This is a genomic window from Palaeococcus sp. (in: euryarchaeotes) (genome assembly GCF_053987695.1).
Window position 1 is genome coordinate 1 of sequence record NZ_JBMXHE010000065.1, and the last position, 21,597, is coordinate 21,597.

Annotated in this window: 22 protein-coding genes; 10 read left to right on the forward strand and 12 right to left on the reverse strand. The window is 45.0% G+C overall.

Annotation, left to right across the window (positions count from 1 at the left end; all coding sequences use genetic code 11):
• Positions 1-178: 178 nt before the first annotated feature.
• The gene (locus ACXJGZ_RS05630; protein WP_293255483.1) at positions 179-499 is read left to right on the forward strand and encodes a DUF835 domain-containing protein; all 321 of its coding nucleotides are present in this window, start codon (positions 179-181) and stop codon (positions 497-499) included.
• A 4-nt stretch (positions 500-503) separates the two neighbouring features.
• Here the strand turns inward: ACXJGZ_RS05630 and ACXJGZ_RS05635 are convergent, their stop codons facing one another.
• The 6 genes from ACXJGZ_RS05635 to ACXJGZ_RS05660 are packed head-to-tail and all read right to left on the reverse strand — an operon-like array spanning position 504 to position 7,224.
• Positions 504-1,349: a deoxyribonuclease IV gene (locus ACXJGZ_RS05635; protein ID WP_456398568.1), complete on the reverse strand. Its 846-nt coding sequence runs from the start codon at positions 1,347-1,349 to the stop codon at positions 504-506.
• Between the two features lie 21 nt (positions 1,350-1,370).
• Positions 1,371-2,444, reverse strand: a complete 1,074-nt coding sequence (locus tag ACXJGZ_RS05640; RefSeq protein ID WP_456398533.1) for a V-type ATP synthase subunit I domain-containing protein — start codon at positions 2,442-2,444, stop codon at positions 1,371-1,373.
• The gene (locus tag ACXJGZ_RS05645; RefSeq protein WP_456398570.1) at positions 2,413-3,576 is read right to left on the reverse strand and encodes a DUF373 family protein; all 1,164 of its coding nucleotides are present in this window, start codon (positions 3,574-3,576) and stop codon (positions 2,413-2,415) included. The genes ACXJGZ_RS05640 and ACXJGZ_RS05645 overlap by 32 nt, the downstream gene beginning before the upstream one ends.
• Positions 3,577-3,578: 2 nt before the next feature.
• Complete coding sequence (locus ACXJGZ_RS05650) at positions 3,579-3,884, reverse strand: MTH1187 family thiamine-binding protein (RefSeq protein WP_293255493.1); 306 nt, start codon at positions 3,882-3,884, stop codon at positions 3,579-3,581.
• 41 nt (positions 3,885-3,925) lie between these two features.
• Positions 3,926-4,447: an NTPase gene (locus tag ACXJGZ_RS05655; protein WP_456398535.1), complete on the reverse strand. Its 522-nt coding sequence runs from the start codon at positions 4,445-4,447 to the stop codon at positions 3,926-3,928.
• 29 nt (positions 4,448-4,476) lie between these two features.
• The gene (locus ACXJGZ_RS05660; protein ID WP_456398537.1) at positions 4,477-7,224 is read right to left on the reverse strand and encodes a DEAD/DEAH box helicase; all 2,748 of its coding nucleotides are present in this window, start codon (positions 7,222-7,224) and stop codon (positions 4,477-4,479) included.
• Here ACXJGZ_RS05660 and ACXJGZ_RS05665 point away from each other — a divergent pair.
• The 3 genes from ACXJGZ_RS05665 to ACXJGZ_RS05675 are packed head-to-tail and all read left to right on the forward strand — an operon-like array spanning position 7,223 to position 8,572.
• A complete protein-coding gene (locus tag ACXJGZ_RS05665; protein ID WP_456320939.1) occupies positions 7,223-7,420 on the forward strand; it encodes a hypothetical protein in 198 nt (65 codons plus the stop codon). The two genes, ACXJGZ_RS05660 and ACXJGZ_RS05665, sit on opposite strands and share 2 nt — an antisense overlap.
• Entirely contained in the window at positions 7,417-8,019 is a 603-nt protein-coding gene (locus ACXJGZ_RS05670; RefSeq protein ID WP_456326079.1) for a hypothetical protein, read from the forward strand. The genes ACXJGZ_RS05665 and ACXJGZ_RS05670 overlap by 4 nt, the downstream gene beginning before the upstream one ends.
• On the forward strand, positions 8,003-8,572 hold the full coding sequence (locus ACXJGZ_RS05675) for an aldolase (RefSeq protein ID WP_456398539.1): 570 nt from the start codon (positions 8,003-8,005) through the stop codon (positions 8,570-8,572). The genes ACXJGZ_RS05670 and ACXJGZ_RS05675 overlap by 17 nt, the downstream gene beginning before the upstream one ends.
• Positions 8,573-8,580: 8 nt before the next feature.
• On the opposite strand, the gene ACXJGZ_RS05680 is transcribed toward ACXJGZ_RS05675, so the two are convergent.
• The 3 genes from ACXJGZ_RS05680 to ACXJGZ_RS05690 form a co-directional block, all read right to left on the reverse strand.
• Positions 8,581-8,832 (reverse strand): stationary phase-response protein, encoded by a 252-nt coding sequence (locus ACXJGZ_RS05680; RefSeq protein WP_293255468.1) that lies wholly within the window; start codon positions 8,830-8,832, stop codon positions 8,581-8,583.
• A 114-nt stretch (positions 8,833-8,946) separates the two neighbouring features.
• On the reverse strand, positions 8,947-10,098 hold the full coding sequence (locus tag ACXJGZ_RS05685; RefSeq protein WP_456398572.1) for an inositol-3-phosphate synthase: 1,152 nt from the start codon (positions 10,096-10,098) through the stop codon (positions 8,947-8,949).
• 102 nt (positions 10,099-10,200) lie between these two features.
• Positions 10,201-11,466: a bifunctional L-myo-inositol-1-phosphate cytidylyltransferase/CDP-L-myo-inositol myo-inositolphosphotransferase gene (locus ACXJGZ_RS05690; RefSeq protein ID WP_456398542.1), complete on the reverse strand. Its 1,266-nt coding sequence runs from the start codon at positions 11,464-11,466 to the stop codon at positions 10,201-10,203.
• A 101-nt stretch (positions 11,467-11,567) separates the two neighbouring features.
• Here ACXJGZ_RS05690 and ACXJGZ_RS05695 point away from each other — a divergent pair, with 101 nt between their 5' ends.
• Complete coding sequence (locus tag ACXJGZ_RS05695; RefSeq protein WP_456398544.1) at positions 11,568-12,281, forward strand: DUF72 domain-containing protein; 714 nt, start codon at positions 11,568-11,570, stop codon at positions 12,279-12,281.
• Between the two features lie 30 nt (positions 12,282-12,311).
• Here ACXJGZ_RS05695 and gyaR read toward each other — a convergent pair whose 3' ends face one another.
• On the reverse strand, positions 12,312-13,331 hold the full coding sequence (gene gyaR / locus ACXJGZ_RS05700) for a glyoxylate reductase (protein WP_456398546.1): 1,020 nt from the start codon (positions 13,329-13,331) through the stop codon (positions 12,312-12,314).
• A gap of 133 nt (positions 13,332-13,464) precedes the next feature.
• On the opposite strand from gyaR, the gene rlmD reads away from it, so the two are divergent.
• Complete coding sequence (gene rlmD / locus ACXJGZ_RS05705) at positions 13,465-14,589, forward strand: 23S rRNA (uracil(1939)-C(5))-methyltransferase RlmD (protein ID WP_456398548.1); 1,125 nt, start codon at positions 13,465-13,467, stop codon at positions 14,587-14,589.
• On the opposite strand, the gene ACXJGZ_RS05710 is transcribed toward rlmD, so the two are convergent.
• Positions 14,586-16,400: a PINc/VapC family ATPase gene (locus ACXJGZ_RS05710; RefSeq protein ID WP_456398550.1), complete on the reverse strand. Its 1,815-nt coding sequence runs from the start codon at positions 16,398-16,400 to the stop codon at positions 14,586-14,588. The two genes, rlmD and ACXJGZ_RS05710, sit on opposite strands and share 4 nt — an antisense overlap.
• 92 nt (positions 16,401-16,492) lie before the next feature.
• Here ACXJGZ_RS05710 and minD point away from each other — a divergent pair, with 92 nt between their 5' ends.
• The 4 genes from minD (at position 16,493) to ACXJGZ_RS05730 (ending at position 21,281) form a co-directional block, all read left to right on the forward strand.
• Positions 16,493-17,233, forward strand: coding sequence for a cell division ATPase MinD (minD, locus tag ACXJGZ_RS05715; RefSeq protein WP_456321998.1), 741 nt, complete (start codon positions 16,493-16,495; stop codon positions 17,231-17,233).
• Positions 17,234-17,367: 134 nt separating this feature from the next.
• Complete coding sequence (asnB, locus tag ACXJGZ_RS05720; protein ID WP_456398552.1) at positions 17,368-18,816, forward strand: asparagine synthase (glutamine-hydrolyzing); 1,449 nt, start codon at positions 17,368-17,370, stop codon at positions 18,814-18,816.
• 189 nt (positions 18,817-19,005) lie between these two features.
• Positions 19,006-20,199, forward strand: coding sequence for a YfdX family protein (locus ACXJGZ_RS05725; protein ID WP_456398554.1), 1,194 nt, complete (start codon positions 19,006-19,008; stop codon positions 20,197-20,199).
• 44 nt (positions 20,200-20,243) lie between these two features.
• The gene (locus ACXJGZ_RS05730) at positions 20,244-21,281 is read left to right on the forward strand and encodes a glycosyltransferase family 4 protein (RefSeq protein WP_293252665.1); all 1,038 of its coding nucleotides are present in this window, start codon (positions 20,244-20,246) and stop codon (positions 21,279-21,281) included.
• Here the strand turns inward: ACXJGZ_RS05730 and ACXJGZ_RS05735 are convergent.
• Positions 21,262-21,564, reverse strand: a complete 303-nt coding sequence (locus ACXJGZ_RS05735) for a hypothetical protein (protein WP_293252638.1) — start codon at positions 21,562-21,564, stop codon at positions 21,262-21,264. The genes ACXJGZ_RS05730 and ACXJGZ_RS05735 overlap by 20 nt on opposite strands.
• Between the last annotated feature and the right edge of the window lie 33 nt (positions 21,565-21,597).

A 21,597-nucleotide genomic window follows, 5' to 3' on the forward strand; every position in this document is an offset into this window, starting at 1 on the left:
AAGCGATGACGACATTGTTTCACGGCCGAGCCCGAGAATCGTTGAAGGTCTAGAGGAGTTTGCTCGTCTAATCCATCCTCAAGCATTTAACTACAATGTGAACCTTCTCGTTTGCAATGTTACTGCGAGCTGATTTTCTTTTCTTCTGGAATTTTATTCCGGTGAAGAAAAGCTTGACCTGAAGGTTACGCCCGTAATCTGGATTTCAAAGGTCGAGCACGAAAAGGCGGTCTATCCAACTAGCTATCTGCTGGAAACACTGCGGGACTTTCTAGAGAGTGCAGAGCTCAACAAGGTTATACTCATAGATGGCATCGAATATCTCATCCTCGAAAACGGTACCGAGGCGGTGTTTAAATTCCTCGCATCTTTGAAGGATCTTGCAATAATAAACAGGGGAATAATCCTGGTTGCAATAGATAGAGATACCCTCGATGAAAAGGACTTTTACACATTGACGAGTGAATTGAAACCTGTGGAGGAATTAAAGGAGCTCTGATCTTTTAGACCTCTATTTTTTTGTATGTCTTCTTCATCAAAACCGCGTCTCCTTCTATATTGGGACTCTCGCTTATGAGAACCCCCCTAACCTTGAATTCCTTCAAAACATGGAGCAGATCCTTCCATCTCATGTCGCTCTCCCTGAGGTTCAAGTGGTTCTTCTCGCCCTTCGCCGTGTACTCTATGCCGCTCATATGAATGTGCATGTTCTTGAGAGCTTCCTCTCCGAGGCCCTCCTCCATGAGGGAGAGCATTTCACGCCATTCTTCAATTGAGTTGCACTTTCCGCCCTTCCTTGCATGTGCGTGCGCGAAATCTATTGCCGGGAGCACCATCTCAACGTCCTGACTCATTTTTATGAGTTCCTTTAAATCTCCGAACTGGGTTGGTTTTCCCGTGAGCTCCGGTCTAATCCAGATCTCTATCCCCTCATCCATGAGACTCTTGATTATGTCCTTTATCTCATTCCTTATGCGTTCATAAACTCTCTGAGGGTCCTGCTTTAGATAGTAGCCCGCGTGAAAAACCACACTCCATCCCCCTGCTTCATAGAGGCGTTCGGCACTTTGAATTATCCTCCTTTTGCTGGCTTCAACTTTTTCCCTCTCCCTGGCATTCAAATTGATGTAGTAGGGGGCGTGAGCTGTCAGAATAACATCATTTTCCCTCGCAACGCGTCCGATCTTCCTGGCCATCTCCGGCTTTAAATTAACTCCTCTGACAAATTCGAGCTCCATTGCATCCAGACCCAGATTTTTAACCTGCATGATGCCATTTATTGTGGAGGGTCTTGGTGTTGAAATTGGAATTCCAGCAGTCCCAAACCTCAGCCTATCGATTTTTATCATATCCATCACCGGCACTTAAATTTATGCAAGCTCAATTTTTGTACCCAAAATTTTTTCAATTTCTTTCAAACGCCTGTTGAGCTCTTCCTCGAGTTCTCTAAGCTTTCTTTTAGCTTTTTCTAGCTCCTCTTCCTTTTCCCTTATCTTCGCTTCGAGCCTTCTTAGCCGGGCTTCAAAGTCCCCTATCTCCTTTGATCTCCTGTTTTTTTCCCTCTCTAGAGAATCCAGCTCTTTTCTCAGGATTTCTATTTTCTCAAGCTCAGCATCCAGGTTCTCGATAACTTCCTTGGCCCTCTTCGCATGCTTTTTGTCGAAGTATCCCCTTTCCATTGCATTCTTAAGAAGCTCTTTAACCTTCATAGGCTCCTCAAAAGCAAACTTCGTATCCTTCAAGAACATCTCCGCGGCATGTCCCTTTACCCTGGCTTTTTTCAGGGGCTTCTTTAGATATGAGAGGTCCGAACTCAGCTTGATTTCCCTGTGGGAGAGCTCCTTTTTTAGGGATTCTATCTTCTCTTCGAGCTCTAAAAGTGTGGAATTTCTTTTCTTTTCTGCTATTGTTGCCTTTAAGTTCTCTTCCCTCTCTTTCGCCCTTTCAAGCTCTCCACGCACCTCTTGAATGTGTTCATCCACTCTTTTAATGTCCTCAAGGATGCTCTTAATATCCGGAACCTCAAACTCCTCAAAATTCCTCAGTCTCACTTGATATTCGCCATATACCTCCGAGAGCTCCTTAAGGAGCTTATTTATCCTGTAAATTCTCTTTTCAAAGACCATCATTACATATTTTCCATGGCTAACATGAAACTTTGAGAGCTCGGGCAGGAACTTCTCCAGTGAGTCTATATTCTCTATGCGCTCCAAAAAGTTCGTTAATGTATCAACGTATGCCCTCCTTTCATTCTCCACGATTTTGGATATCCTCTCATCGATTTTTTTTGGTATCCTCTCCTTCTCAAGGTTCTTAACTTCCTTTTTTATCTCCTTCAAAAGCTTGGAAACCTTTTTGCTGTAGGCTTCTCTGAGCTGGCTCTTCTCCTCCAAAGCCTTTTCCTTACGTTTCTCAAGTTCCAGAAGTGCTCTTTCCAACTTCAACTTTCCTCCATCCCCTGACCCTTTCTTTAAGATACATGCCCGCTAGGGCCGCTACCACTATATCTGCCACTGCCATTAAAACTTTACCGTAGAACTCTATAAGGACGGGTGATGTCAGATTTATGACATAGGACGTTGTTAAATCTATCGTAACCCACATGCCCGGAATCAGAATAAGCGCGGTTATGTAATACCATATGTGGTAATCTCTCTTCATGTAAGCCTGCATAATCTTGCCGAGGACAATTATAGCCAGCCCTATGTTAAGCATGGTGTTGAGGAAGTATAAGTAAGCTATAAATGCCAGTATTGGGTCAGTTGGAATCCCCGGAAGGGTGGAACCCCTTATCAGGTATGCAAAGTTGAAGTACACATAGATTGCACCCGCGGTTATCACGAACAGCCCTGTTACTGTTGCCATGAAGTTGACAAGTCCTTTACTTATGCTCTCTTTAAGACGCAAAAAGCCATCCTGAATGTGTCTTATAATGTTAAATCCCTTGTTAAAGAAGTATCCGCCCACTAGGAATAATATCGTCCCGGCAACCGTCGATGAAACTATGTTAATGCTTTCAGGATATTTAAGAGAGATCAGCCTTGCAATACCATACAGAAGCAGAATTAAACCAGGCAATCCAAGGACCACCTTTGCAACTTCAGGATCGCTCAAAATCTCCTTGAAATAGCGGTATATTATATAATATGTGGTTTCTATGCTCTCGCTCTGCTTCACCACAACTCTCCTCGTGCTCACTATGGGGAGCTTTGAGGTTATTATCGGAAATATCTGCTCGTCCTCTGCACCGTCTGTAACAGGGATAACACCATCGGCGGGAAAACTCTTGAGAACCTCCTCCAGCTGCTTATTGAGCTCCAAATCGCTTTTAACCCCAACATCATGGTGCCCCGTTATCAATGCCACCTCTACATCATCAAATTCTCCTTTTTCCCTGAGCTCATCATAAAGTTTGACAGCCGCGTAGAGGACATTTGCATCGCTGTCCTCCGGATCTGCCAGGCTAAGTTTCATAGCGGCGTCTATGCAGGCATCTCTACCAATTATGGGGGCTTCAACACCCGCTTTATAGCCGAAATCATCATCCCGATCTATCGCTAAAATCAGTACCTTAATCTTCAACCCTCCCCCATTTTCTCAAGGACGGATTTTACCTTATCCTCCATTTTACGATCTTTGTCCCTTCTATCATCGATCCTTATCGTTGTGGAGACTCTCTTTGCTCCAAGCCTGAACATGAGCTCATGAGCCTCCTCTATTATCCCGAGCCCCTCCCCAATGCTCGATACCTCTATGATGGTTGACATGGGTGTCAGTGTATACTTTACACCCTTATTCTCTAAAAACTTTACTACCTCTGCTACGTATCCGCTCAGACTGAGCTCTCCAAGGGGAACCACGATGAACTCGATTATTACACTCACCTTCGACACCTGACTGAGATTAACTCGACAATATTTTAAACTTAACGGTGCTCGAAGAGGAGAGTAAAGCGTTTCATGACTTCCTCCCCAATCTGCTCCCTGTTCTCGATGCTTAAAAAATAGAGCTCTCCATAACCTTCAAACCTCTTCACCCATCTCCTGTGAAGTACAGCTAAGAGCGGTTTTTTACTCTTTAAAACTTCCTCAAGTGCCCGTGAGAATGCTTTGCTTTTAAATTCCATTGCCCCTATCTCATCTATCACAACCAGATCCGCTTCTTTCAATGCCCTGTACATTGCCCTGACACCGATTTCATTTAAATCCGCGATGTTCACCCCGTATTTCCCTATTTTAGGGCCTGGAGATCCTTCCCATGCGAGGATTCCTTCCTCCCCTGTATCGAGGGCTCTTATCTTGAATCCCACTCTCCTTCCCCTTTCGCGCACTTCCTGGGTTATGAAACCTCCTGCAGAAATTCCCCTCTCTTTTAAAGCTTCCACAACTTTCAAAACGAGCGTGGTTTTCCCGACCCCTGGATTTCCACTTATAAATATTCTCACCATGTGGGAATCTATGCTTTAAAACTTAAAAATCAATCGCTCCAGAACTTTCTGTTCTTAATAAACGTCCTCTCAGCCTCAAGAAGAGCCACCAAAAGTGCCTCTCCTTTGTACTGTCCCAGAATCCTTGCGGCGGTATCAGGACCGACCCCATAGGAAGCTAGTGCTAGAATGGCATCCCATCCATACGTCTGGATCAAATCACTTGCCTTCAAAAGCTTGCGGTATGCCTTCTCTTCCTCTTTATCGATTTTCTCTCCTCTCTTCATCTTTTTGAGGTATTTAATAAAAATTTCGGAATCTATTGGATGAGCAACGGCGAGCATTAGAGAACCGCACTTAGGGCATTTCCACTCTTTGAGACGATTTTTAAGTCTCGAAGTCTTTGTCTGGCTCTTCCATCCGCAGTTGGTGCATATCAAAACAACATCTGTATCCAGAATCCTCCTCTTGAAAAGCTCCAGAATTTCGTCCCTCTCGAGTCCCCCGCTCACCAGGAACTCTCCTCCAACGCTCATATTTATCCTAGCAAGTGGCGAGGCTTCTCCGGCAATCCGCCCTTTGATCCTTATCATTCCCCTTTGGATATCCTCCAGAACCTTTGAAGCCTCTTCAACATCCACCTTATCATGAAATACCTCATTTAAAGTTTCCTTCTCAATTACAGTGCCGCTGAAGAGTCTGTCCACCCTCCTGATTTTTGCCTCTCTTCTCAATGCTCCAATCCTCTTTGCAACATTGAGCATTCTCCATCTGTATACGTTGCTATCCCGTATTCCCCTTGAGATTATGTACTCGAGTGCCCTCCCGTCCTGGAAGAAATACCCCTTTACTTCCCTTGGATTCAGCTGAAAAGGTGTTTTAAAAACTATGGCATGAGCCTGAGCCTTCATGGTAAACACTTTTCCGTATCTGGAGCTTAAAAATGCCCATATAAACCTGCCCAGTGCTTCATTTGCCCGATTTCCAAAATCAGCATGAATTACAAGAGCTTTGGAGAGGCTCTCAATTCCAACGTCTCTATCGGTACCCAGCGGGTTCTGCTTCCTCAGAATTCTCTCGGCAATCTTTAACTCATTCTCCATGAACTCGACGTCCTGTAGGAAGCGTTTTGCCATTTCAAAATTGAAAATGAGTTCTCTTTTCAGTCTACCCACTTCAAGGGCAACTTCAAAGGGAACCGGAATCATCTCCCCTTCCCAGCTTGGGATGGCACTCTCAAGACTTTTGCTCTCCCTGACCTTTAAAAGGCGTGCATCCTCATCTATCCCGAGAACTATCCAGCTTCTCCCGTGCATGATAAACTCCATACCCTCTTCGAGATCCATCACAAAGCTCTCGTCGAGGCGCCCTATAATATGATTGCTCGATATATTCAGCACGCGGTAGGAAACCTCATCGGGGATTGTGGAGAGGTTTTCGTAGTAATACTTAAAGGAGCCCCTTTTTAGATAGAGAACATCCTTTTCCTCATCGTATCCAACTAAATAGGAGTTCCTGAGGACATTGAGTACACCCTCAAACTCCTCCCAAGTCAGATTTCGGTAGGGATATGCCATTCGAGCTGTTTCATATATCTCTCTCTTACCGAGGTGTCTGTACTCCATGAGCAAACCGACGATAAAATGGGCGAGAACATCGAGGGCATTTTCATAGATATGAACTTTCTCAAGCTTTCCCTTCACTGCCCTCTTTGCAATAATTAAGCTCTCCAGATAGTCCTCTACATTTGTGGCTATGATATAACCTTCACTCACCTCCCCAAGGCGGTGTTTAGAGCGTCCCACCCGCTGGATCAGGCGATTCACCTGTCTGGGACTCATGTACTGCACCACAACATCCACATCACCTATATCTATCCCAAGCTCCATCGAGGAGGTACATATCAGTGCCTTAATCTTGCCTTCTTTAAGCGCTTTCTCGGCCTGTATACGTGCTTCTTTGGAGAGACTTCCGTGGTGAACTTCGACTGCTTTTCCCCATGCTTTCAGGCGATGTGCCAAAATCTCGGCAAACTGACGTGTGTTTGTAAAAACAAGTGCCCTCTCATATCTCTCCAGAATTTCCCATAGAATCCTTAATCGGGTTGCAACTTCGAGGGAAATCTTAAGCTGCTTGGCAAGGTCTCCATCCCTTTCATCCGGCTGGGGGAAGAGCACTTTTATTCTATACTCCTTCTTCAGTGAGGGCTTCACAGTCACATGCCCTTTAAGCCATTCCCTAACTTCCTCTTCGTTCCCAACCGTTGCACTTAGACCTATCCTTTGAAAGCTCGCTATTTTGGATAGCCGCTCAAGTGCCAGGCTCAGCTGAACTCCTCTCTTGTTATCGACAAGCTCCACAATCTCATCTATTATCACAAATTTTACATTGCCCAGATGCTTCCTCATGGATTTCATCGTCATCAGAATTCCCAGTGTTTCGGGTGTTATTATCAAAACATGGGGAGGATTTCTCACCTGCCTTGCCTTCGCATACTGGGATGTGTCTCCATGCCTTACCTCCACACTTAAACCAACCCTATCCCCCCACCATCTCAAACGCTCTAGAAGATCTCTGTTCAACGCCTTAATGGGGGCTATGTAGAGTGCGGAAATTGGCTCCAAATTCCTCTCAAGTATCTCGTTAATCACAGGTAAAAAAGCACTCTCCGTCTTTCCGCTTCCCGTTGGAGCAATTATAAGTACATTCCTTCCTCTGCTAACTTCATCAAAAGCCCTTAGCTGCAGTTCATTGAGCTGAAAACGCTCGCTTATTGCCTTCATGAGGAGTTCATGCATGTTGAAGGATAACTCAGGATGCTTAAAAAATAATCGATTGCCATACTGTCAGGATAAGAGAAATGCTCATGATAATCCCGCAAAAGAGGATAAAACCACACCATTGTCAACCTACCACACTTATCCTAACAGCACCTCGATTGCTGTCATAAGGGATTTAAACCCCCTTGATGATTTAATTCTGGTGGGAGGATGATATGTTATGAGCCCGTAATGGTTGCAATGCCCCTTGCAAAACACATCAGCGAATTCATAATGAGAAAAAGAAGGCTGCCGGGGAGAGAGGAAATTGCGGGGATTATGGAGCTCCTGAATCTTGAGAGGAAACACTCTGAAAGGGATCTATGCTTTTATAGGGGACACTTTGTGGTTGCTCTGTGCTTCTCTAGAGAGAAGCATTTAATAATAGACGTGATATCCTCCACAGGGGAGCTCAGCGATGCCCTAGAGGTCATCGCATATAGGGATGAACAGCTCGATTCGTATATAATCGAGATTCTACCCGCCAATGAACTGGAATTCGAGGGAAACATAGGCATCGAACCCGTGATAATCGATAGTGAGACGTTTGAGCTGGAGAGCACACCAGTCCTCGGCTACTTTGAAGAGGGGGAGGAAGGAATAACGTTCATCATTGATAGAGAGACCTATGACAGGTGGAAGGAAAGTGAAAGGCTTGACATATGTCCCATATGCGGTTCGGATGACCTAGTATGGAGCGGGGAAATGGCATACTGTCCTTCCTGCGGTTTTGGAATAATGATCGAGGGGAGAAAAGATGAGCAGGCTAATTAGAGCACAGCTTGTCAGATATTCAAAGCTCGCCCATGAGAGGGGGCTTACCGCAGCATTCGGGGGGAATCTGAGCATCCTCTTTAGAGGTCGGATGTTCATAAAGGCGACAGGGGCAGTTATGGATGATTTGAGCCCTTCTCAAGTTGGAGTGATGGATCTAAATGGGAAACAGATCAGTTCCATACGCCCATCCTCTGAATGGCGCCTCCATTATCATGTATACCACATAAGAGAGGATGTCAGGGCGATAGCTCACCTCCATCCACCCTATTCCATAGCAGCTTCGACGCTCTTAGAGGGAGCCCTCCCCATAATAACCCCCGAGGCTGAGATTTATCTAAAGAAAATTCCGATAGTCCCTTTCAAGCCTGCTGGAACGGAAGAGCTTGCCTTGGAGGTTGCAAATGCACTCAGGGATTATGACGCTGCAATAATGAAAAATCACGGCATAGTCACGCTTGGGAGAAGTTTGAGGGAAGCATTCTACAAAGCGGAGCTCGTGGAGGAGAGCGCCAGGCTATGGTACCTATCCATAAATGCTAAAAAGCATTGAAAAAAGAGCTAAATCTGCTCCAGCGCCCCGAGGACTTCCCAGATAATGGTCCTCGTGTGCAGGGGCATGTTTGGATCTTCGCTTATCTCTTCGAGGATGGCTATCGCATCAGCCGCCCTTACGGTGGCATCAACACTCCTATCCATAAGCCTTTCAATCGCCTGCTCGGCTGCCCTCCTAATGTTCCTCGGGACAATAGTGTCCTGAACGACCTGCTCCTTCAGAACCTGAATAATCTGCTGAATTCTTTCTTCGCTCATTTTACCACCTCCATCATTTAGTAAGAAATAGTAACTAAAATCCCTTCACCCTATATTGAACCTTCGTGGCTAAAAAGTTTTCGGTTGGAGATATTTAAAGGGAAAAGAAAAAGCTCAGAACCATCTGGGCTTTAGACCCGCCCACATCCTCATCTTTTCATATGCAATGATCCTCGGAATGTTTTGCATTTCTTTCGGTCCCGGGTTCTTCATGTAGAAAGCATTTACCGGATAGACTGCCCCAAACTCTTTCTTTTCAATGGCTATTTTTCCAAGTCTCGCCAGATCCACGAGGAGTCCAGCCAAAGCAGGGCTATCATTTATCCTCCCGTCTATCATGAGTTCATCAACTGCCCCGTTAAAGCTCACGTATTCAATGTGCATTGCGATGAACTTCTTGTCCCCTAGGGGTTCTAGGAATCCTGTGGGTTTGATGTAGTGGGGCGCATCGTATCCAAGTAAGTCTTTGACAATGCTTGACTTTGTGAACTCCTTGCTCTTGTTTCTCTCCTTGTCCGTCAATGCTAAGAAGTCATTGTTTCCACCTATGTTAAATTGAGCAACATCCTTTACATAGCGATTTCTCTGGGCTAGATGAGATAGAATATCGGCGGTTAGGGGTGTAGCTCCTGTAGCACCATCATCACCGAAGAGCACGAGGTTGCTCTCCTTGGCGAGCTCAACAAAGGCGGGATCATTTGCTATTAGGGTTGGGATTGCATTGACAAATGCAGCTCCTCCCGCTTCCCGGGCATACTTTGCGGCGGCATAGACGTAAACCTGCGTTGCGGTTAATCTCTCCTTGTTATCCTCTTCAATTGCCTTAATCAGCTCTTCTTTGCTTTCAAAGGGGACAAATGCCTCGGTCGTGCACACGTTTATAAAAACCTCCGCTCCAAGCTCTTTCCACTCTCCCACGAGTTTTTCAACTGCATCACTTAGGCTCATCTCATCATCAAGTCCGGTGGCTTCAATTGGTAGATTCCTGAGACTTCTGAGGTGTACTCCCTTTCTAATGGTGATGCCCTTAAGGCTCTCGGGAATCTCCCCCTTGTCATATCTCCTCACAACCTCATAGAGAGGTTCTCCAATCTTGGTTTTGTCAACATCGTAGCTTCCGACGATTTCTATATCCTCAATTTTTACAGGGAGTTCGTTAGCCAGAGGAACACCATAATAGCCGAGCTCTCCCCTTTTGATTCGCTCAAGTCCAACAGCAAAAATGCTTGCCACATATCCCTGTCCGAGTATTACAACCTTCACCATTCTCATCACCTTAGTGGAATTCTATTTTATGGCTATTAAATAGTTTTCGGTTTGATAATATCTGCCGGTTTTTCATTATATAACACTTTCGGTGATATGGATTTAGTCCTCCATGTTCTTCTTTATCAGGTATATGGTGGCGAGTACTCTGAGATGGGTTATTAAAGCCAGAACAACGAATAGAGCATAAACCCATCCCGCTAGGATCATAATCATCGTTAAGAATATCCTCTCATCCCTCTTTCCGATTAGGTACCTCATCTTTGGGATCCTTTTGTAGACATCCTTTCCATAGGCAGCTTTGTATCTCTCCGTGGAGTAGCTCACCATAAATGAGCCAAAAATCGCCAGAAGCGTCCAGATCCAAAAGGAAGTTGCTCCTCCGTGAACCACTGCTAGAGAAAGAAGGAATGCAAAATCAACGTATCTATCCATGATTGAATCCAAGTATCCCCCGAAGCGACTCGTTCTCATTGAAGCTCTAGCTATTTCTCCATCAACACCATCCAGGATTGAGCTTATTTGATATAGTACCCCGCCTAAGGAAGGGCTGAAGAACACGACAAAAGCGGATAGTATGCCCATGGCAAAGGTTATCACTGTCATCTGGTTTGGCGTGATCCTCTCCACAAGGAGCTCGCTTATCCTTGTCGATATCTTTCTGTTAAAATACCTTGAGATAAAACCATCTCCAGCACCTTTAATGGAATTTCTGATCAAAAAATGTCTCGCCCTTTTCAAATCCTCCGGGGTATCAATATCCATCCAGAAGAGGCCGGAGATGTAACTCACCTTAAGCTTTGCCTTTCTTACAATGTCACTCATTCCCACGCGTTCTTTTTTCGTAACAAGCTCTTCAGCAACTCTGAAGATATTCTCATCGAGAATGAAAAATCCTGTATCAACGCCATCCCACTCCTCAAGCCCCTTTCCGATATCGGCCACGGAACCGTTTTCCACCTTAACTTTGGTAGCTTCTCTTATGTCCACGAATTCGGGATTTCCATCTATTATGGCTCCTTCCCGCGTTATAGCCGCTTCCAGAAACTCCTTTGAAAATATGTGATCACTCATTAAAAGCACAAACTTTCCATCAACATGTTCCTTTGCAATGTGGAGGGAATAACCGTTGCCTCTCTCAGGATCCTCATTGACCAGAACCTTCCCCTTAAACCCACTCTTCTTCAGGAAATCTTTAAAATTCCCCTCATATTGTCTGTTGGTAACGATTATGAATTCATCAACTCCGTTCTCTTCCATGAGTTTCATGTTTCGATATATAATCTCCCTTCCCCCGACCTTTAGAAGTCCTTTGGGCTTTTCTCCCATTCTTCGCCCAAATCCCGCCGCTAAGATAACAGCTTTCACTGTCTCACCGGAGTTTAATAACTCTCAGAAAAACTTAAGTTTTTCGCACATTGGGACAAATTTTATTTTCTCTAACATCCAAATCAATTAAAGGGTTCCCTATGATATTCACGGGCACGTGTGGATTTTGTGAAGCTAGGAGAAGATATTTTGAAGAATTTCAGACTGTTGAGATACAGGCTACATTTTATCGTCTCTTAAAGGAAAGTACCTTAAAGCGCTGGAGAAGCGAAGCGCCCAATGGGTTTGTGTTCTCAATAAAAGCTTTTCAGGGAATAACGCATCCTGCCAGAAGTCCCACGTGGAGGAGGAGCAACGTTAAGCCGGGCAGGGATGCCGGCCTTCTAAAGCCCACCGACGAGGTCTTTGGGTACTGGAAGATAACACTCAAGGAGGCGAAGATTTTAAACGCGGGGTTCATTTTAATTCAACTCCCAAGGAGCTTTAAAGAAAGCGAAGAGAGCTTTGATAATGCAGAAAAGTTCTTTTCGATGATAGACAGGGAAGATTTCGAGATAGCGGTTGAGCTCAGAGGTTGGAGCGAGGAGGGGATAAAGAGGTTCGTAAGGGAATTTGACCTCATTGATGTAACAGATCCCCTCATAAGAAAGCCTTTGCACAGAGGAGAAATTAATTACTATCGCCTGCATGGGACATATGAGAAGGGAAGGATAATTTACAAGCACAAATACACAGATGAAGAGCTTGAAAAGATTGCAAAGCGAGTGAAAGAGTGGAACAGAAAGAAAAGCTACGTGTATTTTAACAACGCTTACATGCGCGATGATGCAAAGAGATTCATGGAGTTAATATAAAAAATGATATCAGAACACGAGGCTTCGTCATTACGGTGCATCATATCGGCCGAATCTTGGCTTCCTAACATTCAGCACTTCCCCGTTCACCAGCGTTGGAGGAATTTCCCCTTTAGCGAAGGCTATCAAATTCCCCGCAACGAGTTCTGCCATTGCATATCTCGCTCCATAAGTTGCACTGCCTATGTGAGGAGCGAGAGTTACATTCCTCAGCTTGAAAAGCTCCTCATTATAGTATGGCTCTTCCTCGAAGACGTCCAAGCCTGCTCCGGCAATCCAACCCTCTTTTAAGGCTTTAACAAGGGCTTTTGTATCAACAACCTTTCCTCTCGAAATATTTACCAGAATGGCTGTTTCTTTCATGAGCTTCAGCTTCTCCTCGTTTACCATGTGGTATGTTTCCTTTGTCAGTGGAACCGCTAGAACCACGAAGTCACTTTCTCTCAAAAGCTCATCTAACGGCCTGAACTCAGCTCCAAGTTCCCTCTCCTTTTCCGGCTTTTTCGTTCTCGAATTATAAAGAATTCTCATGTTAAAGCCCTTCGCTCTCCTCGCTATCGCCTGCCCTATTCTCCCAAAGCCCACTATCCCAATCGTCTTTCCGTAGACATCGTGCCCGAGGTACATGAGCGGGTGCCATGCAACACCCTTATCCTTCCAATCTCCTCTCCTAACAAAGCCATCCGCATCGACCAGACGCCTTGCCACCGCCATGAGCAGCGCCCATGCAAAATCTGCCGTGGCTTCCGTTAAAACATCCGGCGTGTTGGTTACATAAATTCCTCTTTTCGTCGCCTCCTCCACGTCAATGTTGTCATAGCCAACGGCGTACTGAGCGATTATCTTAAGCTTGGGAGCATTATCGAAAATCTCCCCGTCAATCCTGTCGCTGAGCAGGGTTACCAGAGCATCAGCATCCCTGACCTTTTCGAGGAGGACTTCCCTGGGTATCTCGCGCTCCTCTCCCCACACCTCCACCTCATAGTATTCTTCAATCATCCGGATTCCTCTCTCTGGAATCTGCCTCGTTATGAAAACTCTCGGTTTCATAACTCTACCTCCGACCTAATCTAAATCCACGAATCTTTTAAATGTTCTTTCCTACTTCCTTCATGCGAGCCGAAGGGAACATTGAAAGAATGAGTGATGATGGTTATGGGCTTTTGGGAATGTCCCCTTTACAGTGAGTGGGGACTTTATTAAGGTTTACAGGACAAAGAGGCGCTTTGGCAGGTACATCGCCATAGATTTCGAGATCGTGGAGGAATCACCATTGAGGGTCCGCCCAAGATGCCCGCACTTTGGAAAATGCGGTGGCTGCTGGTGGCAACACATCAAATACAAGGAACAGCTGAAACTTAAGATGGAGAACTTTGAAAGAATTACGGGCATAAGGGCCGAAATCAAGGGTTCCCCTAAAGTCTGGGGCTTTAGAAATATCAGCAACTTTCATATAGAGAATGAAATAGGCTTCAGACGAAGGGAAGCCAAGGAGATTGTGGGGATTGAGGAATGCCCCATTTTCTCTTCGAAAACAGGACGATATTTAAAGGCATTAAATACTTTTTTGGACGATGAAAAGGTTGAAGCCCGGTACCTGAGTGTGAGGGAGGGCAAGTTCACGGGGGATGTCATGGTAAACCTCATATCTCCGGAAGAGCCGAGGGAGAGCTTTGCCGATTATTTCCCCTCTGTAATTTCAGTATACTGGAGCATCAATAGAGAGGATGACAGTCCCAGAGGAGAAGCACACCTCTTAAGGGGTGTAAAATACATTGAAGAGAAAATTGGGGACGTTAAGTATCTCATTCACCCAAATAGCTTCTTCCAGACAAACTCATACGCTCTGGAGCTCCTTTTGAAGGCTGTGGAGAATTTCGTAGATGGTGAGAAGATCCTTGACCTCTACGCAGGAGTCGGTACTTTTGGAGTTTTCCTTGGAAAAAGGGGATTCAGGGTTGATGGCATTGAGATAAACCCTCTCTCAGTTGAAATGGCAAATAAAAATGCAAAGCTAAACGATTCCAATGCCTCTTTTAGAGCGGGGGACGTCAGAGGCTTGGTGATTGGAAATTACGATACGGTGATAGTTGACCCGCCGAGAAAGGGATTGAAGGAAGCTGCAGAGCTTTTAAATAGGAGTGGAATTAAACACATTGTCTACATCTCATGCAATCCAAAAGCATTCATGCTTGATTACCGGAACCATCTTTCAAAATACTACAAAATCGAAGATGCCCTTCTGGTTGATATGTTCCCTCACACGAGCCATATGGAGGCGGTTATAAAACTAAGGAGAGGAACCTAAAGGGAAGCCCATACTTCTCTCCCTTCTTCAAGGACTCTAACTATCTCTCTCCCTATGGGGGTGTTCTTGTTTACCTTCACCAGGCCCTTCTTTGAAGGTGTTGCCGTGAATATGTAGTCATCGCCCGCATAGAAGCGAAGGGGCATTCCTGCAAAGTCCCTGCTCACGTGTAGGACAAACTGCCTCTTCTTTTCCTCAACATCAACATGGATCTTTTCCTTTGGTGCCTCCTCCATGGCTCTCTCCTCAAAGCTCTTAACATCTATGCTTATGCCAATTCTCTTCTCGATCTCATTGATGCGCTTCCCTTTCTTTCCGATTATTGCGGGAATATCAAACTCATCCGCATAGATGACGGCTTTATGGGGACTTACGAGCTCAACCTCTGTGTAAACATCCGGAAGGAACTTTTTAATTTCCTGTCTGAGCTTCCGCTCTGCAAGCCTAACCGCTGGAGCCTTCTCCCCCTTCTTTTTCACAGGAACTATGCTTATCTCCTCACCATAGGTGTAAATCTCATACTCAAGTTCTCCACTTTCAAAGTCCCTAACCTCAATTACGGGTCTGGCTAGGTCCTCTTCCGTCATTCCGCTTGGTACCTTAACTTTGTACTCCAAGCTGAGCACTTTTTCGACTTTTCCTGCCTTTATAAAGATCACTGTATCGACGATTTGAGGTATCATCCCAAGCTCAACCCTTCCTATGAACCTTTGGATGGCGTCTATAGGTTTGGTGGCATGAACCACTCCAACCATTCCGACTCCCGCAAGCCTCAAATCCGCGTAAATCTTGAAGTCCCGGGTCTTTCTCATTTCATCATATATTGTGTAGTCGGGTCTCACAAGGAGGAGCAGGTCTCCGGTAAGCTCCATCCTTCCTTCGAGTGCAGTATATTGAGTTATCTCCTCTATAACCTGCAGATCCCTAGGTTTCTCCATGGTCTTTACGATTTTGCCCATTGATGAATAATACTCTGCTAATGCTTGAGCAAAGGTTGTTTTGCCCTCTCCTGGAGCACCGGCAATCAAAATGCCCTCCGCTTTTTCCGCAAGCCTTTCTAGAAGCTTATCCGATAGATTATAATCTTCTATGGTCAGTTTCGTAATTGGTCTCACCGCTGTTATCTCTATCCTGTCCGAAAATGGAGGTCTCGCTATTACTATACGATAGTTTCTCATCTGCACAACAGTTGCCCCCTGAGAGTCGAGCTCTATGAAGGATTCCGGATCTCTCTTGGAGCGTTCTATTATGTCATCAGCTATTTCGTAGACCTCTTCGTCCTTCAATGGCTCATCTCTGATCTTGACCAAGCGCCATTCGCCGGGTTTTCCCTTCTTTGCCAGGGGCACGACTCCACCTTTTAGGTGAACGCTCATTGTGTGCTTGTCAAAGAAATCCTCCAGCCTGTGCCTGACCTCCTTTTTGACCTCCAGATAAATAACATCTATGCCCTTCGCGATTGCAATGTCTCTTTGCACCTGATCTCCGGTTATCAACGTTCCATTTACCTCTTTAGCGACTTCTCTCACCATGTTATCTATCTCCCCTGCCTTTGCCCTCTTGATCTGCCAGAACTCGGGCCTTTCTCCATAGAACTCCAGCTCTATTTTTGCCGCATTTGCAAGCTCCCTTAGCTTTTTGAGCTCTCCCAGTCCAACGTGTCCTATAGCTCTCTTTTCGTTGGCTTGATGTTCTATCTCCGCAACCACGGCCTCAGGAATGATTATCTTAATCCTCTCACCCAAATTCTCTATATATTGCGTTAATCTCCCATCCACAATCACGCTCGTATCAGGAACTATAACTCTCATACGTTCTCACCAGTGTACAGTATAATCACCCTCCATATAAACTTTAGGAAAGTTCATAAAGGAAGAACTCAGAGATTATTAAGGGTGAAAGTATGGGGAAATTGATATCAATAGCATCGGGTAAGGGGGGAACGGGCAAAACAACGATTACATCAAACTTAGCAATTGCACTTGGAAAGCTAGGGAAACAGGTTATAGCGGTTGATGCTGATTTAACCATGGCTAACTTGAGTTTGGTTATGGGACTTGACGATGCTGATGTCACAATACATGATGTTCTGAGTGGAGATGCAAATTTGGATGATGCGATTTATTCACTCCCCAACTTCGATAATGTCCATCTAATTCCCGCCGCGGTTGACTGGGAGCATGTTATTAAAGCGGATCCTCGAGGTTTACCCGAGATTATAAAACCCCTCAAGGAGAAATTCGATTATGTCTTGATAGACTGCCCTGCGGGACTCCAAATCGATGCTATGAGTGCCATGCTTAGCGGAGAGGAGGCTCTAATGGTTACAAATCCCGAGATATCATGTATTGCGGACACCATGAAGGTGGGAATAGTCCTTAAGAAAGCGGGGCTTGCTGTTCTTGGATTTGTCCTAAACAGGTATGGAAGGAGCATAAACGACATTCCTCCAGAAATCGCGGAAGATACTATGGAAATGCCTCTATTAGGTATAATTCCGGAAGATAGGGCTATTAGGGAAGGTACACTTGAGGGAATCCCAGTCGTGCTCTACAAGCCCGATGCGGAAGGAGCGAAGGCTTTCATGGATCTTGCAAATGAGATTGTACGTATCTCAGGAGTTAAATCAAAGGTTATGTATTGATTATGAAATCCAGTTCAGCAAATTACTTAAAAAATGCACAGACTTTCAAAAAAGCTCGTAAAAAGTGAAAGAAAGGGCAAATTAGCTCCAAAAAGGCTTTTTAATTCTGAATTCCATCTATTTCTGGTGGGAGTATGTGTTTGATAGCTGGAGGCATGGGCATAAACATTAAACCAAAGCTTATTGGGATGATAGAATCCGGAAAGCATAGGGGTGGAGATTCTTTTGGTGTATGGACAGAGGAAGGAGTATTAAAGAGCGATGACTTTTCCGAGGTTAGTGATATCCCCAATGGCAGGCTGGGGCTCCTCCAGTGCCGTCTGGCAATGACCGGTTCTAAAACCTTCACACAGCCCTTTTTCAATGACTATGTGTTGGTACACAACGGGGAGATTTATAATCATGTTCAAATCAGGGTTTTTTTGGAGGAGAGAGGAATTTCCTTTGAGAGTAACGTGGATACAGAGGTCATACTCCGGCTTCTGGAGTTTCTGGTTGAAAGAGGAGAGAGCATTGAGAAAGCCGTTAGACAGACAATGGAGTGTTTGAGGGGTGACTATGCCGTTGCATTCTCAGATAAAGAAGATATATACCTCTTCAGAGACCCTGTGGGTATAAGACCATTATACTACTCACCTAACGGCTTCTTTGCATCGGAGAAGAAAGTTCTATGGAGTATAGGGGAAGATGCAATTCCTGTGGAACCGGGGGAATTTGTTAAAATATCTAGGGGTGCCATCAAAAAGCGCAGACTCCTCAGCATTCTAGAGCTTAAAGGAAAGGACATCCCCTATGAGCGGGCAAAAGAGGGGCTTAAAAAAGCTCTGGATTACGCGACGAAGAGCAGAGCTGGAAATAAAGTGGGGATTCTCTTCAGTGGAGGACTGGACAGCTCACTTCTTGCATTAATCGCATCAAAATACGGGGATGTGGTTCTTTACACTGCAGGGGCGGAGGGGAGTCAGGATTTGGAGTGGGCTAGAAGTGTTAGTGCGGAGCTTGATCTGCCCCTGAGGGAGTATGTCTTTGATATGCAGGATGTGGAAGAAGCCATCCCAAGGGTGATGTTTGCAATTGAGGATCCAAACCCCATGAACCTTGCAATAGGGGTACCCATATATTTTGCAACGAAGCTTGCAGGTGATGATGGGATTAGAATTCTGCTGAGCGGCCAGGGTGCGGATGAGCTCTTTGGAGGATATGCAAAATATCTCAAAAATCCCGGACTGATGGAAAAGGATCTCCTGGAACTGAGTGAGAAGAATCTTGTGAGGGATGATAAAGTGGCGATGCTCAATGGCGTTGAGGGCAGGCTTCCTGTGCTTGATTTGAATATCGTAAAGCTCGCACTCAGCATACCCCTGCGCTATAAGATTGAAGGGGGGCTTAGAAAGAAGATTCTGAGAGAAGTTGCACTTGAAATGGGGCTTCCAAGGAGAGTTGCCTACAGGGAGAAAAAAGCCTGCCAGTATGGGAGCAACTCCCAGCGCATGATTGAAAGGATAGCAAAGAGAAGGGATATGAGGCTTGGGGAATTTGCCCGGAACATTTACGAAAAAGTTTTTAAGAAGCCAGCCCCCTAAAAGGACATTTATTTCCCCTGGGCCCTATTTTACCTCTTTTAAACTATTTTAAACGGTTCTGAACCTTCCTTAACACTTAGAGGGCAAAATAAGACAGCGGTGGCTTTTTAGTGAACAAAAGGCAATTTTAAGGAATGATTTCATGAAAAAAGCTTAAATACTGGTTTTTATTACTAAATAACAAGGGTGATGGGCATGCTGAGAAAAATCCTCATCTCATTCATGATCATTTTTATAGGTGCTGGCATGATAGTCCCCGTGCACGGCGTTAGTGCTCAGACCAGCACAATAGTTATCCTCGTAAGCGACAATGAAGCCGATTCCGCAGTTGCGGATAATATCGGGGAATTATTGAATGCCCCAGTTGTAGAGACCGCGTGGGGCGCTTATGATCCAAAGGTGAGTGCTCAGATCGTTGAGAAGGAGCCTGATTTTGTTATAATAATAGGGGGGGAGCTTGCAGTTCCAGCAGAGTATGAGGAGGACATATCCACAATGGGAATCGAGACCATTAGATGGGCCGGTCAGAACAGGGAGGAAACAAGCTTCAGGGCGGTAAAAGGTCTTAAGGAGTATTTCCCCACCGTCTTCGAGGGAATCAAGGTGCTCGGCATAATAGATGGAAGGGATTCGGTGAGCTATGGAGAGATGAAACTGGCGGAGCATGGAATCGTGGCGTTTGTAAACTATGAATCTGCAGATTTTGAAGCGCGTGTGGATGAGCTCATAAATCTGATAAACCCCGATCTCGTGTATATTACCCTCCTAAAGCAGCGCTCTCCGCAGGATGAATATATTTTTAGGGGGGGAGCGAAGGTTGATAAGATTGTACAGAAATATCAATCAAGTTCTATTGTGGTTTCACCCGTAAGTGTGTTAATAAGCAAAAAAGATGTCCTTGGGGAGATTAATTCCGCTGAAAACAGAATTTTAGAAGCGAATGCAACATTTGACGGGCTTCAAGAACCAAAGGCTAAGGCGATGCTGGAAAATGCAATGAGAGAGGTAGAACAGGCAAGAGAAGCGTTGGCCAATGGTGATTATGCCACGGCATACCTAAAGGCTATAACTGCCAAAGGACATGCTGAGATAGCATTAAAACATGCGAATGAGCTCAGGAGGGGTATTTTCCAGGGAAGCGTGGAATTTGCACTCAGGAGACAGATAGCGAGGTTAAGATGGATGGTTGTGGGATTGAAAAACACCGGAGCGGATATCACCGAGATAGAGCAACTCCTAGATAACGCGGAGAATGATTTAAAATCGCACAGGTATGATGAAGCACAAAAAATGATAGACGAAGCGAAGAACAGAATAAAAGAAATTTTTGCAAACAGAAAAGGAAGAGAACACGGGCATCCTCCAAAGCGTGGCAAGCACTAAATCAGAAACTTTTTATGTTTTCCCTTTGAATTCTTTTGGTGGCAATGAGGATTCTAATGGTGGGTCACTATCCGCCCCATGGAGGAGGAATTGCAAATCATCTCGATTCCTTAGTTAGGGAGCTAAGAAAAAGACATGAGGTTCATATTTTAACGTATGGCACCGTTAAACCACGGGATTTTGAGAAGGAGTTTGTCCATCAGGTTAAAATCCCCAATATCTTTGGAATCAGGGGAATAAGCTTCGCCCTTCTGGCTTCTAGGAAAATAGTGGAGCTCGATGATGAATTCGATTTTGACCTGATCCATGCCCATTATGTTGGAACAACCTCCTACGCTGGAGTTCTGGCTAAAAAGAAGATAAACAAGCCTTTGATAATCACAGCACATGGCAGCGATCTGGATTTCATGTCCAACCTGCCTATAGGGAGATATTTCGTGAAGAAAAGCCTGATAGAAGCGGATGAAGTTATCAGTGTGAGCCATTATCTGGCAAAAAAAGCACTCTCCCTTGGAGCAAGGAGGGTCAGAGTCATTCCCAATGGGGTTAGACCTTTGAAAGATTCGGGGGAAAGGGGGGAGGTTATAACGTTCATAGGGGCGTTGAGGAGATATAAAAGTCCCGAGACGGTAATCATGCTTGCAAAGGAATTTCCGAATGAGAGGTTCTGTATCGTGGGGGAAGGAGATATGAGAAAAGAGCTTGAGAGAGAGGCTCCAAAAAATGTTGAATTCCTTGGATACAGGAGCGATGTTGGGAGCATACTCTCGAGGAGCAAGCTTCTCATTCTCCCCTCCCTGAGGGAGGGCTTTGGACTTGTAATCTTGGAGGCGAACTGTCTTGGAGTTCCCGTCGTTGGAAGAGGGATAGGAGCAATTCCTGAGTTGATAAGGGATGGCAAGAATGGTGAGACATTTAAAAGCTTTGACGATCTCTGTAAAAAAGTGAACCGCCTGCTGAAGAGCGTTAAAAGGAGGAGGAAGGAAGGAGTGTTTGGGAGAGAAGTTTCAAAAAAATATGCATGGGAAAGGAGTGCTGAAGAAGTCGAGAATGTATACAGGACTATACTACATTCTCCTTGAGCTCTTTTATCCTTGCAGTCTCGTTGTAGAGCTCTCTTACCCCGCATTCATGTACGAAAAGTCTTCCCTCATATGAAGTTATAAAAATAACTCTCCCACTCTCTTCGTCCAAGTAATATTCTACTAAGAGCCTTAGCTTGTCACATACATCCAGGAGCTCTTCTAGGGAATCAACTTTCACAGCATCCCCTGATTTTTCCTCTCTGATACCCAGAAAGGGAGCATTCGGGAACAACCTTTTTAACTCTCCAATGGCGTACTTAAAGAGGCTGTGTTCCTGCATGAAAGACACCAAAATTTTATTTGCTCTCATGAG